The organism is Streptomyces sp. P6-2-1, assembly GCF_050613165.1.
In the GTDB taxonomy this organism is placed as follows: domain Bacteria; phylum Actinomycetota; class Actinomycetes; order Streptomycetales; family Streptomycetaceae; genus Streptomyces.
This window is the reverse complement of the sequence record NZ_CP192513.1, coordinates 1,134,735-1,149,196: the sequence shown is the minus strand read 5'-3', so window position 1 is coordinate 1,149,196 and position 14,462 is coordinate 1,134,735. Positions and strand designations below refer to the sequence as shown.

Below are 14,462 nucleotides of genomic sequence, written 5' to 3'. Positions count from 1 at the left end.
CCTTCGCCGTCCCGCCGCGCCTCCCGCCGCTCACGCGCCGCCCGCTCGCCGCCCCCGTCACGTACGCTCGAACCCCGGCCGTCGTACGAAAGGGAGGCGGGCCGCATGCTCCTCGACACCTACGGCAGGACCGCCACCGACCTGCGGGTCTCCCTCACCGACCGGTGCAATCTGCGCTGCACGTACTGCATGCCGGAGGAAGGGCTCCAGTGGCTCGGGAAGCCCGAGCTGCTCGACGACGAGGAGATCGTCCGTCTCGTCCGCGTCGCCGTGACCCGCCTCGGCGTCACCGACGTCCGCTTCACGGGCGGCGAACCCCTCCTGCGGCGCGGCCTCGTCGACCTCGTACGGCGCTGCGCGGCACTCGACCCGCGCCCGAAGCTGTCCCTCACCACCAACGGCATCGGCCTCGCCCGCACCGCGGCCGCGCTCGCCGACGCGGGCCTCGACCGCGTCAACGTCTCGCTCGACACCCTCGACGCCGGAGTCTTCCACCGCCTCACCCGCCGCGACCGCCACCACGACGTCCTCGCCGGACTCGCCGCCGCGCGCGCGGCCGGGCTCACCCCGGTCAAGGTCAACACCGTCCTCATGCCCGGGCTCAACGAGGACGAGGCGCCCGAACTCCTCGCCTGGGCGCTCGCCGAGGGCTACGAACTCCGCTTCATCGAGCAGATGCCGCTCGACGCGCAGCACGGCTGGAAGCGGACGGGGATGATCACCGCAGACGACATCCTCCGCTCGCTGCGCACCCGCTTCACGCTCACCCCCGAGCCGGACACGGCGCGCGGCTCGGCACCCGCCGAACGCTGGCTCGTGGACGGGGGCCCCGCGGTGGTCGGCGTGATCGGCTCCGTCACGCGCCCCTTCTGCGCCGCGTGCGACCGCACCCGCCTCACCGCCGACGGCCAGATCCGCACGTGCCTCTTCGCGACCGAGGAGACCGACCTGCGCGCACTCCTGCGCTCGGGCGCCGACGACGAGGCCGTCGCGGAGCGGTGGCGCACCGCGATGTGGGGCAAGAAGGCCGGCTCGGGCATCGACGACCCGTCCTTCCTCCAGCCGAGCCGCCCCATGTCGGCGATCGGCGGCTGAGCGGGCCGCTTCAGCCCTGCGCCTCTTCCCGCTCCTGCCACTGGGCGAGCGGCACGACGTCCTTCAGGAAGCCCCGCACCCCCAGGAACTGGCCCAGCGTCTCCCTGTGCTCCGCGCACGCGAGCCACGTCTTGCGCCGCTCCGGGGTGTGCAGCTTCGGGTTGTTCCAGGCCAGTACCCACTCGGCGGGCGCGCGGCAGCCCTTGGCGGAGCAGATGAGCGTGGGGTCGGCGGACGACATGACAGGACCGCTTTCGGTACGGGTACGGGGGACGGGTCTGGCCCGGGAAAAGGCGACGCCGGGCAGCCACGGGGGGAGCTGCCCGGCGTCGGTCCATCGCTCCGACGGGGGATGCGGAGCGCGCTGAAAGTATGGCACGAGCGCCCCGCCCGGGTGCAGCCGAACTCAGGGATTGGCGCGGAATTCCCCCCGGCACGTGCCCTTGCGCACGGGCCGTCCGGCCATCCCGCCGGGACCGTCAGGACCGCCGCTCACGAGAGCCGCCCGGGTCGGCGGGGGCCTGCGTGACCGTGCCCTCCAGGGCGGGTCGCTGCGGCGGCGGCACGTAGGTGCCGGGCAGTGAGGGCGCGTTCTCACGGCCCGCGTTGGCGATGACGACGGCGACGTACGGGAGGAAGGCGCCCAGGACGAGCGCCACGATCGCCACGTAGCGCTCCACGTTCCACAGCAGCATCGCCGCGATGACGGACGCGGTGCGCACCAGCATCGAGATGACGTACCGGCGCTGCCGGCCGCGCACGTCGTCCTGGAGTCCCGCGCGGGCCCCGGTGATCCGGAAGACCTCTTGCTCCGACCGCTTCCCCGCCACGTTCCACCATCCCTCGACGAACCAGCCTCACGGTACGCCGCGCGCCGCGTGCCGACGAGACCGGGGCCGCCGCGCGGGGCGCCCGGTGCCGTACGGACCGCTCCGGCGTGCGGCGTAGGAGATCCGGCACGAGACTGGGACACGCATGACGACCGGGCGGCGTCCGCCGCCCGGTGGACAGTGGACGGCAGCGGCCGAGGGAGTGCCACATGGGCTGGATCTGGGCGATCATCGTCGGCTTCGTCCTTGGCTTCATCGCCAAGCTCGTGCTCCCGGGCAAGCAGCACAGCCCGCTGTGGCTCGTCGTCGCGATGGGCACGATCGGCGGCCTCGTCGGCAACGCGATCGCCTCCGCCTTCGGTGTCCGCTACACCCACGGCATCGACTGGAGCCGCCACGTCTTCCAGCTCGTCGCGGCGATCGTCCTCGTCGCCGTGGGGGAGTCGGCGTACAAGGCGGTGAAGGGGAACAGGGTGGGCCGCTGAGGTCCGCGCGGCTACGGGGAGACAGCACCTGCGGCACGGGTACGGGGCCGCTCGCGACGTGTGCGCGAGCGGCCCCGTACCCGTGTGTCCCTCCCGCGGGAAACGCGCCTCGGGCTCCCGGGACCCTCAGACCCCGGTGACCTCCACAGCGGCCAGGTTCTTCTTGCCCCGGCGCAGGACGAGCCAGCGGCCGTGCAGCAGCTCGCTCGTGGCGGGAACGGCGTCCTCGCCCGCGACCTTCGCGTTGTTCACGTAGGCGCCGCCCTCCTTGATGGTGCGGCGCGCGGCGGACTTGCTCGCGACCAGACCCGTCTCGACGAGCAGGTCCACGACGCTCGCGGGCTCGGCCACGCGCGCGCGGGGCAGCTCGCTGAGCGCGGCGGCCAGCGTCGCCTCGTCCAGTTCCGCCAGCTCGCCCTGCCCGAAGAGGGCGCGCGAGGCCGCGACGACGGCCCGGGTCTGCGCCTCGCCGTGCACGAGCGTGGTCAGCTCCTCGGCGAGCGCCCGCTGCGCGGTCCGCGCCTGCGGCCGCTCGGCGGTGACGGCCTCCAGCTCCTCCAGCTCGGCGCGCGTGCGGAAGCTGAGGATGCGCGTGTACCGGCTGATGTCGCGGTCGTCGACGTTGAGCCAGAACTGGTAGAAGGCGTACGGCGTCGTCATCGTCGGGTCGAGCCACACGGCGCCGCTCTCGGACTTGCCGAACTTCGTGCCGTCCGCCTTCGTCATGAGCGGCGTCGCGAGCGCGTGCACCTCGGCGTCGGGCTCCACGCGGTGGATGAGGTCGACGCCCGCCGTGAGGTTGCCCCACTGGTCGCTGCCGCCCTGCTGGAGCACGCAGCCGTGCCGCCTGTACAGCTCCAGGAAGTCCATCGCCTGGAGCAGCTGGTAGCTGAACTCCGTGTAGGAAATGCCCTGTTCGGACTCCAGGCGGCGGGCCACGGACTCCTTCGTGAGCATCTTGTTGACCCGGAAGTGCTTGCCGATGTCGCGCAGGAACCCGATCGCGGTGAGCCCCGAGGTCCAGTCCAGGTTGTTGACCATGCGCGCCGCGTTCGGCCCGTCGAAGTCGAGGAAGGGCTCGATCTGCGCGCGCAGCCGGGTCACCCACTCCGCGATCGTCGCGGTGTCGTTGAGCGTGCGCTCCGCGGTCGGGCGCGGGTCGCCGATCTGGCCCGTGGCGCCGCCGACGAGGGCGAGCGGGCGGTGCCCGGCCTGCTGGAGGCGGCGCACCGTGAGGACCTGCACGAGGTGTCCGACGTGGAGCGAGGCCGCGGTCGGGTCGAAGCCGCAATAGAAGGTGACGGGACCGTTCGCGAGCGCCTTGCGCAGGGCTTCCTCGTCGGTGGACTGGGCGAAGAGCCCGCGCCACTTGAGGTCGTCGACGATGTCCGTCACGGTCGTGTACTCCTCGGCTTCGGTCGCGCACGGGCAGTGAGACCGCGCGCGGGACAGATACTCCAGTGTATGGGGGACCCGTACACGCTCCGGTACCGGCTTTCCCGCCCCCGCGCGCACCGCTCGCCTCTCCCCGCCGCCGCGAACTGTGGGAACCCCACCAATCGCCGCCGCACGTGCTGTCGGGGGCCGATTCGGTGGGTGCGCCCCGCTACCGATAGTTTCGAGCAGGACAAGTGCGGGACGAGACGGTCCCGGGGCTGCCGCCGCGCGGCGGTGGCGGCCCGTATCCGTCTTGTCCGTATCAGACCACCGTCGAAAGGGTGATCCGTTGAGCCGCTCGGTTCTCGTCACTGGGGGCAACCGGGGCATCGGCCTCGCCATCGCCCAGGCCTTCGCCGACGCCGGTGACCAGGTCGCCGTCACCTACCGCTCCGGGGAGCCGCCCGCCGGCTTCCTCGGCGTGAAGTGCGACATCACCGACGCCGAGCAGGTCGACCTGGCCTTCAAGGAGGTCGAGGAGAGGCAGGGGCCCGTGGAGGTGCTGGTGTGCAACGCCGGTGTCACCAAGGACCAGCTCCTCATGCGCATGTCCGAGGACGACTTCAGCTCGGTCGTCGACACGAACCTCACGGGCGCCTTCCGCGTCGTCAAGCGCGCCAACCGCGCGATGCTGCGGGCCCGCAAGGGCAGGGTCGTCCTCATCTCCTCCGTCGTCGGGCTGCTCGGCTCCGCGGGACAGGCCAACTACGCCGCGTCCAAGGCCGGGCTCGTCGGCTTCGCGCGCTCGCTCGCCCGGGAGCTGGGCTCGCGCAACATCACCTTCAACGTCGTGGCACCCGGTTTCGTCGACACCGACATGACCAAGGTGCTCAGCGAGGAGCAGCGCGCGGGGATCGTCGCGCAGGTGCCGCTCGGCCGCTACGCGGAGCCGAAGGAGATCGCCGCGACGGTGCGTTTCCTCGCCTCCGACGACGCCTCGTACATCACTGGAGCCGTCATCCCGGTTGACGGCGGATTGGGCATGGGTCACTGATCACATGAGCGGAATCCTCGCGGGCAAGCGCGTACTCGTCACGGGCGTCCTCACGGAGGGCTCAATCGCCTTCCACGCGGCCAAGGTCGCGCAGGAGGAGGGCGCCGAGGTGGTCCTCACCGGCTTCGGCCGCCTGAGCCTCGTCGAGCGCATCGCCAAGCGCCTGCCCAAGCCCGCGCCCGTCATCGAGATGGACGTCACCAACAAGGAGCACCTGGACGCCCTCCCCGGCCGTATCCAGGAGCACTTCGGCGACGACGGCCACATCGACGGCATCGTGCACTCGATCGCCTTCGGCCCGCAGCCGGTCTTCAACTTCCTCGAAGCCGAGTGGGAGGACGTCTCGACGGCCGTCCACGTCTCCGCCTTCTCGCTCAAGGCGCTCACGATGGCCCTCCTGCCGCTCATGCCGCGCGGCGGCTCGGTCGTCGGGCTCACCTTCGACGCCACGATCGCCTGGCCCAAGTACGACTGGATGGGTGTCGCCAAGGCGGCCCTGGAGTCGACGAACCGCTACCTCGCCCGCGACCTCGGCGCGAAGAACGTGCGGTGCAATCTCATCTCCGCCGGGCCCATCAAGTCGATGGCCGCGAAGTCCATCCCGGGCTTCGAAGAGCTGTCGGACGTGTGGAACACGCGCGCCCCGATCGGCTGGGAGATGTCCGACCCGGAGCCCGCGGGCCGCGGCATCGTCGCGCTCCTCTCGGACTTCTTCCCGCGCACGACGGGTGAGATCGTCCACGTGGACGGCGGCGTCCACATGATGGGGGCCTGAGCCCCTGGCGGTACGCGACAGGGCGTCCTTTCCCCCGTACGGGCCGTACGGGGGAGGGGGCGCCCTTCGTGCGCGTACGTGCCGCGCGGCTCGGCCCCGCGTGGCTCAGCCCCGCTCGGCCGCGGCCCGCGCCTCGCGCTCGGCGCGGTCGCCCTCGCCCAGGAGCGCGGGGCGGCACATGTACGGGATGCCGCCCGCCTCGTTCGCCGCCCGCTCGCCGTCCTGCTCGGTGATGGCCCGCAGGAGCGCGCGGTGGTCGAGATCGTGCTCGGGGGTCATGTCGCCGATGTCCTCGCGCAGCCAGTCCCGCAGCACCTCGCCGAGGTCCGCGTACACCTCGGTGATCACGGAGTTGTGCGAGGCGGCGACGACCGCGAGGTGGAAGGTCGCGTCCGCGACGACGAAGTCCTCCGCGTCCCCCGCCTTCCACGCGGCGTCCCTGCGGCGGAGGGCGCTCTCCAGGAGCCTGACGTCCTTCGCGGTACGGCGCTGGGCGGCGAGCCGCGCGGCGGTCGACTCCAGAGCGACCCGCAGCTCGGCGAAGTCGCGCGGGTCGGCGGCGGCGAAGCGGCGCTGCATGACCCCGGCCAGCTCGCTCGTCGCGACGACGTACGTGCCCGAGCCCTGGCGGATGTCGAGCAGCCCGTTGTGCGCGAGCGCCCGGACCGCCTCACGGACCGTGTTGCGTGCCACTCCCAGCTGCTCGACCAGCTCGGACTCGGTCGGGATGCGCGAGCCGATCGGCCACTCGCCCGAGGAGATCGGGGCCCGCAGGGCGGCGATGACCTGCTCGGAGAGAGCCGAGCGGCGCGGGGAAGACAGGGGCATGAGCGTCCTAGGAGTCGCGGGCTGACAGGAGGGGGCCGTGCGTGCGGGATGTCACCAGTATGGGAGGCGGGAGGACTGGACAGGTAAACATCCCATGATTCTATGATGGGCGCATGGCACCCGAGGAATCAACGTCCCTGCGCTCAGAAGCCGCCCCGTCCCCCGCCTCCGCTCCGGCCGGACCCGCTCCCGGCTCCACCCGGGCCAAGGGCCTGCTCGCGGTACTCATGCCGGTCGGGATCGTCCTCGCGGCGCTGAACCTGCGCCCGGCCATCACGAGCCTCGGTTCGCTCCTGGAGGAGGTGCGCGACGGCCTCGGCATGAACGGGACCCTCGCCGGGCTGCTCACCTCCGTCCCGCCGTTCTGCTTCGCGCTCTTCGGCTTCCTCGCCCCCCGGCTGTCCAAGCGCTTCGGCGCGGGGACCGTCGTCTGCGGCGGCATGGTCGCCATCACGGCCGGGCTCGTCATCCGGCCCTTCACCGGCAACACGGCCGGGTTCCTCGCCGCGACCGTCCTCACCCTGGCGGGCATCGCGGTGAGCAACGTCCTCATGCCGGTCGTCGTCAAGAACTGGTTCCCCGACCGCGTCGGCTCGATGACCGGGCTCTACTCGATGGCCCTCGCCATCGGCACCTCGCTCGCCGCCGCCGTCACGGTGCCGCTCAACGACGCCCTCGGCGGCGGCTGGAAGGGCGGCCTCGGCATCTGGGCCGTCGTCGGCGCCCTCGCCGTCGTGCCCTGGGCCGTGCTCAGCCGCCACGGCCGGGCCGCCGAGCGCGACGCGGCCGCGGGCCCGGTGGGAAGCGGGCCCGGCGACACGCTCAACGTCGCCCGCAGCCGTACCGCCTGGTCCCTCGCCGTCTTCTTCGGCCTCCAGGCCACCGCGGCCTACATCACGATGGGCTGGATGCCGCAGATCTTCCGCGACGCGGGCATCTCGGCGGGGACCGCCGGTGTGCTCCTCGCGGTGATCATGGCGCTCGGCATCCCGCTCGCCTTCGTCATCCCGCGTGTCGCCACGCGCCTGCCCCAGCAGGGTCCCGTCGTCGTCGTCCTCGGCCTGTGCGGCCTCGGCGGCTATCTCGGCCTCGCACTCGCCCCGGCAGGAGGGGCCTGGATCTGGGCGCTGCTCATCGGTCTCAGCAACTGCGCCTTCCCGCTCGCCCTCACGATGGTCGGCCTGCGCGCCCGCACCGGGCCCGGCGTCGTCAAGCTCTCCGCCTTCGCGCAGAGCACCGGCTACCTCATCTCGATTCCCGGACCGCTCCTCGTCGGCGTCCTCAACGACGCGACGGGCGGCTGGGGCATCCCGATCCTCTTCATGGCCTGCCTCATGGTCCCGCAGATCATCGTCGGCACCCTGGCGGGCCGTGATCGCACGATCGAGGACGAACACCTCGCCAGGACCGCCTGACCACCGCCCGCCCGGGACCACGGGGAGGCCCCGGGCGGGACCACGCGAAGAAGCCCCATAAACTACGCACATGCCCGTGCTCGAACCCAATCCCCAAGGCGGCCAGAAGAAGCTCCTCCTGGTCTTCGGCGCGATGATCGGCATCACGGTGGTGATCGGCATCCTCGCCAGCATCCTCGCCTGACCCCCCGACCCCCCTGTCCGGAACCCCGCTCCTCCGGGTCCCGCGCCCCCTGTCGGGAACCATGAGCGCCTGGCGGAAACTGCGGGTTCTCTGGGTTCCCGACCCCTGGCCTGAACCACGGGTCCCAGGCCGCGATCCCGGGTCCTCCGGAACTCCCGGACCTTCGGGGTCTCCCGGTCCTCCCGGGTCTCCCGGTTCTTGGCGGGGACTCGGGGGTGTCCGGAGCTGCCGCTCTCCGGCCGGAACTCCGGGTCTCCCGGGCCTCCCGGTTCTTGGTGGGAACTCGGAGGGGGCGTCCGGAACTGCCGCTCTCTGGCCGGAACTCCGGGTCTCCCGGGTCTCCCGGTCCTCGCCCGCAACCACGAGAGCCCGGCCGGGACTCCGGGGCCCCGCCCGCAATCACACTTCCCGGCCGGGACTCCGGGGCCTCCGGGCTTGGCCGAAACCCCGGGCCCGCCGGGTCTCCCGGCCCTGTCAGGAACCCCGGGCCACCCGGATCTCCAGGCCCCCGCCCGGAGCCCCTGGCCCTTGGCCCGCAGCCCCCTGGTCCTCTGTCCGGGGCCCCTGGTCCTTGGCCCGGAGCCTCTGGCCCTCTGTCTCGGTCCCCTGATCCTTGGCCCGGAGCCCCTGCCCCTTTGCCCGCAGCCCCCTGGCCCTCTGTCTGGAGCCCTCGGCTCCCCGCCCGGAGCCCCCGGCCCCCCCGCCCGGAGCCCTCGGCCCCCACCCGTCAGGTCCCCGCACTTCCGCGCCATCGTCCGGAACTCCGCGCCATCGTCCGGAACTCCGCGCCATCGTCCGGAACTCCGCGCCACCGTCCGGAACTCCGCCGCCCCGCCGTCCGTTCACGGCCCACAGGGGGCCCACCCATCCCCTAGGGAGTCCGTTCGAGCCGTCTCAGGGTTTTCTCAGGGACAACCCCTAAGGGTTCGGTCCGGAAAATATCAGGGTCGAGTGGGGGGAAAACCCGATAGGCGCGGGGCCTCCGGCGTCGTAGCGTCGTAGGTGAGCGCCGGACGTCCGTTGCGGCGCGTTCCGCGACCGGGGGAGACGGCCATGACCACGCAGGTGCACAGCAGGGGCGAGCCGAGCACACCCGCCCCCGTGCAGTCCCGGCTGCCCTGGTGGGCGCTCGCGCTGCCCACGCTCGCCTTCCTCGTCCTGCTCGCCCTCGTCGCGCACCCCGGTGAGGCGCACGCGGCGGTCACCTCCCCAGGGCTCGCCGGTCTTCTCGACCGGCTCGGCGCCTTCCTCGGCGGCCTCATCGGCTGAGCCGCGGCGGTCCCGTGTCACTCCTGCGGGGGGAGTGCGCAACTCCCGCCGCCGGACAGCCCCTTTCATGCGAAGCTGGGACGTATGAGCGCCGCTGTGTCCTCCGGGGGGATGTCCGCCCCCGCTCCCGCCACCACCCGTAAGCTCGTCCTGCTGCGTCACGCGAAGGCCGACTGGCCCGAGGGCTCCGACCATGAGCGACCGCTCGCCGAGCGGGGCCGCATGGACGCCCCCGCCGCCGGGCGCAGGCTCGCGGACCTCGGTATCGCCGCCGACCTCGCCCTGTGCTCCACCGCCCTCCGCACCCGTGAGACCTGGAAGCTCGCCGTTCCCGAACTCCCCGAGCGCCCCCGCACGGTCTACGAGGAACGGATCTACGAGGCCGCGCCGGGCGCCCTGATCGAACTCCTCAACGAGGTGAGCGACGAGGCCGCCACCGTTCTCCTCATCGGCCACAACCCCGGCGTCCAGGCGCTGACCGAGATCCTCGCGGGCCGCGTCGACGGCGAACGCGCGGCCCGCCTCAGCGGCCGCGACTTCCCCACGGCCGCTTTCTCGGTCCTGGAGTTCACCGGACCCTGGAAGTCCCTGGAACCGGGAGTCGCGACCCTCACCGATTACTGGGCCCCGCACGAGGCCTGAGCACACCCGTACAGACGCGGCCCCGCTCCGTACGCATCCCGTGCGCATCCCCTACGAGGGGGAGCGGGGCACGGACCCCGCGTATCCGCGGCGGGGCAGGGCCTCCAGGCACCCGGGGCGGGGCAGGGGCCCCGCATGTCCCGTGCGCCTCAGTCCTCCACCGCGCCGTCCGCCGCCTCGACCTCTTCCCTGGTGATCCCGAGGAGGTAGAGGACGGTGTCGAGGAAGGGCACGTTCACCGAGGTGTGCGCCGCCTCCCGCACGACGGGCTTCGCGTTGAAGGCGACGCCGAGCCCCGCCGTGTTGAGCATGTCGAGGTCGTTGGCCCCGTCACCGATCGCGACCGTCTGTGCGAGCGGCACCCCCGCCTGTTCGGCGAAGCGCCGCAGCAGCCGCGCCTTGCCCGCCCGGTCCACGATCTCGCCCGTGACCCGCCCGGTGAGCCTGCCGTCCACTATCTCCAGCGTGTTGGCGGCGGCGAAGTCGAGCCCGAGGCGTTCCCTCAGTTCGTCGGTGACCTGTGTGAAGCCGCCCGAGACCACGCCCACCTGGTAGCCGAGCCGCTTCAGGGTGCGGATCAGCGTGCGCGCGCCCGGCGTGAGCCGTACCTCCGCGCGCACCTTCTGCACGACCGAGGCGTCGAGCCCCGCGAGCAGCGCGACCCGCGCGTGCAGGGACTGCGCGAAGTCCAGCTCACCGCGCATCGCCGACTCGGTGACCCGCGCCACCTCCGCCTCGCACCCCGCGTGCGCGGCGAACAGCTCGATCACCTCGTCCTGGATGAGCGTCGAGTCGACGTCCATCACGACGAGCCGCTGTGCGCGCCGCTGGAGCCCGGCGGCGACCACGGCGATGTCCACGCCGAACTGCCCCGCCCGCGGCGCGAGCGCCGAGCGCAGGATGTCGGCGGGCACCCCTGACACGGCGAACTCCACGGCCGTCACGGGGTACTTGGCGAGGCGGAAGACACGGTCGATATTGGCGCCCGCCTCCGTGATGCGCGCGGCGATCGCGGCGGTCGACTCCGCGGTCAGCGGGTTCCCGAGGACCGTGACGTGCGAACGGCCCGTTCCGCGCGGCCTGTTGTCGCCCGTACCGGAGATGATCTCGGCCGAGAGGCCCGAGGACTCGGCCCAGCTGTGGACCGTCGCCCGCAGCTCGCCCCCGTGCCCGCCGGGGGGCTCGGTCACGAGGGCGCACAGCACGATGCGGCCCCGCGTGACGACCTGCTCGATGTCCACGACGTCCACGCCGTAACCGGCGAGGGTGTCGAAGAGGCCGGCGGTGAGGCCGGGGCGGTCCTTGCCGAAGATCTTGACGAGAAGAGTCGGCAGGTCCTCGGACGCCGACGCCGCAGACAGTGATGCGCTCATGGTGCCCCTACCGTATCGGCCGCCGCCGCGCCGGAGAACGCCGTCCCGCAGGCCGGACACCCGGGACGCCGCAGCCGTTACCCGGACGGAATCCCGTTCCGGCTTCCACCCCGGTGCCTTCGCCTGGAATAGTGCTGCCGCAGCCGAGCAGATCTTCCTCGGACGCGGAAAGCGACAAGCCCGTCGACGGGGCTATGCATGGGGGACATGGGCATATGGGGCTCGCGGTACCGGCACACGTACTGGAACTCAACGGCAGGACCTGGACGCTCGACCCGGCCAGGACGTACACGGTGGGACGTGATCCACAGGCAGACATCGTGGCCGACGACGCCAGGGTCTCCTGGCGCCACGCCACCCTCAGCTGGACCGCCTCCGGCTGGGCGATCGAGGACGGCGGCAGCACCAACGGCACCTTCAGGGAAGGCCGCCGCGTGACCCACGCGGTCCTCGCCCCGGGCACCGTGATCCATCTCGGCAACGCGAGCGACGGCCCGCGCCTCACCGCCCGCCCCGCCGAGCAGCCCGCGGCCGAGCAGCCCGCGGCCGAGCAGCCCGCCGCCGAGCCCGCCGCCCGCCCCGTGCCGCGGCAGCAGGACGCGCGGGGGCCCGTACCCCAGCGGCCCGTACGAGAGCAGCCCGCGCCTTCCTTCCAGCAGCCCGCCCCGCTCCCCGAGCAGCCCCCGCGCGCCCAGCCGCCGTCCCCCGACGCGCACCGGGGACCGGACCCCCGCCCCGTCGCGGGCCCCGACCTCGGCGCCCGCCCCCGCCCCGCCGCCGATCCGCGTCCCCGCCAGGGCGGCGGCCCCTCCTACGGAGACCGCAGCCCCACGACCTTCCACCAGATGGCGCTGGGCCGCCGGATGAGCATCGGGCGCGCCCTGGAGAACGACCTCGTCGTCTCCGACCTCCAGGTCTCGCGGCACCACGCCGAGTTTCACGCGACGCCCGAGGGCCGCTTCGAGATCCGCGACCTCGGCTCGCACAACGGCACGTACGTCAACGGGCAGCCGCTGCCGAAGTCCGGGAGCACCCTCCTGGGCCCGCAGGACACCGTCGGCGTCGGCCACTCCACCTTCCGGCTCGTCGAAGGGCGCCTGGAGGAGTTCGTCGACTCAGGTGAGGTCTCCTTCACGGCCCGCCACCTCACCGTCGAGGTCGACGGCGGCAAGCAGATCCTCAAGGACGTCTCCTTCGGCGTCCCCGAGAAGTCCCTCGTCGCGGTCATCGGCCCCTCGGGCTCGGGCAAGTCCACGCTGCTCAAGGCCCTCACCGGCTACCGGCCCGCCGACCAGGGCACGGTCCTGTACGACCAGCGCGACCTGTACAAGCAGTTCGCCGAGCTGCGCCAGCGCATCGGGCTCGTCCCGCAGGACGACATCCTCCACAAGGAGCTGACCGTCCGGCGCGCCCTGCGCTACGCGGCCAAGCTCCGCTTCCCCGCCGACACGAGCGAGCAGGAGCGCCAGGACCGCATCACCGAGGTGCTGCGCGAGCTGAAGCTCGACATCCACCAGGACAAGAAGGTCACGTCGCTCTCCGGCGGCCAGCGCAAACGCGTCTCGGTCGCGCTCGAACTGCTCACGAAGCCTTCGCTGATCTTCCTCGACGAGCCGACATCGGGTCTCGACCCGGGCATGGACCGCGACGTGATGCAGCTCCTGCGCGGGCTCGCCGACGACGGGCGCACGGTCCTCGTCGTGACGCACTCGGTCGCCGAGCTGTCACTGTGCGACAAGCTGCTCGTCATGGCGCCCGGCGGCTCCGTCGCCTACTTCGGGCCGCCTGCCGAGGCGCTCAACTTCTTCGGCTACACGAGCTGGGCGGACGTCTTCTCCGCCTTCGAGGAGTACCGGGACTACGACTGGGCGGGCCGCTGGAAGGGCTCGCAGCACTACCAGCTGTACGCGGCCGATGCGGACGTCGCCGCCTCGCAGCCCGTCCCCGTGGTCGGCCAGAGCCCCGCGGCGCTGCGCCCGAAGAAGCCGCAGGGGTGGTTCGCGCAGCTGTGGACACTCACCGTGCGCTACCTCGCCGTGCTGGCGTCGGACCGCTTCTTCATCGCGCTCATGGTCGTCCTGCCGGTGGTACTCGGCGTCGTCTCGGTGATCATCCCCGCGAAGTTCGGCCTCGCCCCGCCGACGCCGCCCTCGCGCTTCAACAGCGCGGCCGGGATGATCCTCATGATCCTCGTCGTGGGCATCTGTCTCGCGGGAGCGGCCAACTCCGTACGCGAACTGATCAAGGAACGGGTCATCTACGAACGGGAGCGGGCCACCGGGCTCTCCCGCTCCGCGTACCTCATGTCGAAGGTCCTCGTCCTCGGCGTGGTCACCGCGCTCCAGGGCGTCATCATGACCCTCATCGGCACGAGCAGCCGCGCGCTGCCCGAGGAGGGCCTCGTCCTTCCGCCCGCCGCCGAGATCGGTGTCGCCGTCATCGCGATGGGGCTCACGTCGATGGTCATCGGGCTCGTGATCTCCGCGCTCGTGCGCACGAGTGAGATGACGATGCCGCTCCTCGTGATGTTCGCGATCGTCCAGCTCGTCTTCACGGGGACGCTCTTCCAGATCTTCGACAGCCCGGGGCTCGAACAGCTCGCCTGGCTCATGCCCTCGCGCTGGGCCGTCGCCGCCGCGGGCGCCACGACCGACCTCTCCCACCTCATGCCGCCGTGGGACGAGAAGCACCCGGGAGACCTCGACCCGCTCTGGGAGCACACTGCGGCCCAGTGGGGCATGAACATCGCCGTCCTGCTCGGGATCGCCCTCGTCCTGCTCCTCGTCGTCTCGCGGCTGCTGCGCCGGCACGAGCCGGAGGTCATGCGGAAGTAGCGGGAGGAGCGGTACGGCGGCCTGCGGGGCGGTACGGCGGCGGCCTGCGGGGCGGTACGGCGGCCTGCGGGGCGGTACGAGGACGGGTGCCCGTACGGCGAGCGGTGCCTCCTGGCCCGTACGGCGTGCGCCGCCCCGTACCGCCGCCCCGCAGGCGGCCGTGCCTCGCCCGTCCCGTACCCACGCAGGCATGCCGCGAGGGCGGCACCCGGTCTCGGGTGCCGCCCTCGCGGCTGGTCAATAGGGGGCCGTGGGCACGACCCCGTCTCTCCCGCTCAGCACTCCCCGTACGCCGGGTCGG

Annotated in this window: 14 protein-coding genes; 9 read left to right on the top strand and 5 right to left on the bottom strand. The window is 72.4% G+C overall.

The features are described from left to right. Positions 1–105: 105 nt before the first annotated feature. Complete coding sequence (gene moaA / locus ACQYWQ_RS05135) at positions 106–1,095, top strand: GTP 3',8-cyclase MoaA (protein WP_431032685.1); 990 nt, start codon at positions 106–108, stop codon at positions 1,093–1,095. Between the two features lie 10 nt (positions 1,096–1,105). Here moaA and ACQYWQ_RS05130 read toward each other — a convergent pair whose 3' ends face one another. Continuing rightward, positions 1,106–1,336: a hypothetical protein gene (locus ACQYWQ_RS05130; RefSeq protein ID WP_431032684.1), complete on the bottom strand. Its 231-nt coding sequence runs from the start codon at positions 1,334–1,336 to the stop codon at positions 1,106–1,108. A 238-nt stretch (positions 1,337–1,574) separates the two neighbouring features. Beyond that, positions 1,575–1,925 (bottom strand): DUF3099 domain-containing protein, encoded by a 351-nt coding sequence (locus tag ACQYWQ_RS05125; protein ID WP_431032683.1) that lies wholly within the window; start codon positions 1,923–1,925, stop codon positions 1,575–1,577. 209 nt (positions 1,926–2,134) lie between these two features. Here ACQYWQ_RS05125 and ACQYWQ_RS05120 point away from each other — a divergent pair, with 209 nt between their 5' ends. Next, positions 2,135–2,410, top strand: coding sequence for a GlsB/YeaQ/YmgE family stress response membrane protein (locus ACQYWQ_RS05120; protein WP_431032682.1), 276 nt, complete (start codon positions 2,135–2,137; stop codon positions 2,408–2,410). 126 nt (positions 2,411–2,536) lie between these two features. Here ACQYWQ_RS05120 and tyrS read toward each other — a convergent pair whose 3' ends face one another. Further along, positions 2,537–3,805 carry a tyrosine--tRNA ligase gene (tyrS, locus tag ACQYWQ_RS05115; protein ID WP_431032681.1) on the bottom strand — a complete coding sequence of 423 codons (1,269 nt, stop codon included), beginning with the start codon at positions 3,803–3,805 and terminating at the stop codon, positions 2,537–2,539. A 331-nt stretch (positions 3,806–4,136) separates the two neighbouring features. On the opposite strand from tyrS, the gene fabG reads away from it, so the two are divergent. Together fabG and fabI are read left to right on the top strand one after the other, a co-directional pair. Continuing rightward, a complete protein-coding gene (gene fabG, locus ACQYWQ_RS05110; protein ID WP_431032680.1) occupies positions 4,137–4,841 on the top strand; it encodes a 3-oxoacyl-[acyl-carrier-protein] reductase in 705 nt (234 codons plus the stop codon). A 4-nt stretch (positions 4,842–4,845) separates the two neighbouring features. Continuing rightward, a complete protein-coding gene (gene fabI, locus ACQYWQ_RS05105; RefSeq protein WP_431032679.1) occupies positions 4,846–5,616 on the top strand; it encodes an enoyl-ACP reductase FabI in 771 nt (256 codons plus the stop codon). 105 nt (positions 5,617–5,721) lie between these two features. Here fabI and ACQYWQ_RS05100 read toward each other — a convergent pair whose 3' ends face one another. Next, positions 5,722–6,444 (bottom strand): FadR/GntR family transcriptional regulator, encoded by a 723-nt coding sequence (locus ACQYWQ_RS05100; RefSeq protein ID WP_431032678.1) that lies wholly within the window; start codon positions 6,442–6,444, stop codon positions 5,722–5,724. A 113-nt stretch (positions 6,445–6,557) separates the two neighbouring features. Between ACQYWQ_RS05100 and ACQYWQ_RS05095 the strand changes: the two genes are divergently transcribed. The 4 genes from ACQYWQ_RS05095 to ACQYWQ_RS05080 all read left to right on the top strand — a co-directional run bounded on the left by ACQYWQ_RS05095 (position 6,558) and on the right by ACQYWQ_RS05080 (position 9,954). Continuing rightward, positions 6,558–7,859 (top strand): CynX/NimT family MFS transporter, encoded by a 1,302-nt coding sequence (locus tag ACQYWQ_RS05095; protein ID WP_431032677.1) that lies wholly within the window; start codon positions 6,558–6,560, stop codon positions 7,857–7,859. Between the two features lie 70 nt (positions 7,860–7,929). Further along, positions 7,930–8,043, top strand: a complete 114-nt coding sequence (locus ACQYWQ_RS05090) for an SGM_5486 family transporter-associated protein (protein WP_431032676.1) — start codon at positions 7,930–7,932, stop codon at positions 8,041–8,043. A gap of 1,053 nt (positions 8,044–9,096) precedes the next feature. Next, on the top strand, positions 9,097–9,312 hold the full coding sequence (locus ACQYWQ_RS05085; protein WP_431032675.1) for a hypothetical protein: 216 nt from the start codon (positions 9,097–9,099) through the stop codon (positions 9,310–9,312). Positions 9,313–9,423: 111 nt separating this feature from the next. Beyond that, a complete protein-coding gene (locus ACQYWQ_RS05080; protein WP_431039068.1) occupies positions 9,424–9,954 on the top strand; it encodes a SixA phosphatase family protein in 531 nt (176 codons plus the stop codon). A gap of 149 nt (positions 9,955–10,103) precedes the next feature. Here the strand turns inward: ACQYWQ_RS05080 and serB are convergent, their stop codons facing one another. Then, positions 10,104–11,327: a phosphoserine phosphatase SerB gene (gene serB, locus ACQYWQ_RS05075; protein ID WP_431032674.1), complete on the bottom strand. Its 1,224-nt coding sequence runs from the start codon at positions 11,325–11,327 to the stop codon at positions 10,104–10,106. A gap of 215 nt (positions 11,328–11,542) precedes the next feature. On the opposite strand from serB, the gene ACQYWQ_RS05070 reads away from it, so the two are divergent. Next, complete coding sequence (locus tag ACQYWQ_RS05070; RefSeq protein ID WP_431032673.1) at positions 11,543–14,161, top strand: FHA domain-containing protein; 2,619 nt, start codon at positions 11,543–11,545, stop codon at positions 14,159–14,161. The last annotated feature ends 301 nt before the right edge of the window (positions 14,162–14,462 follow it).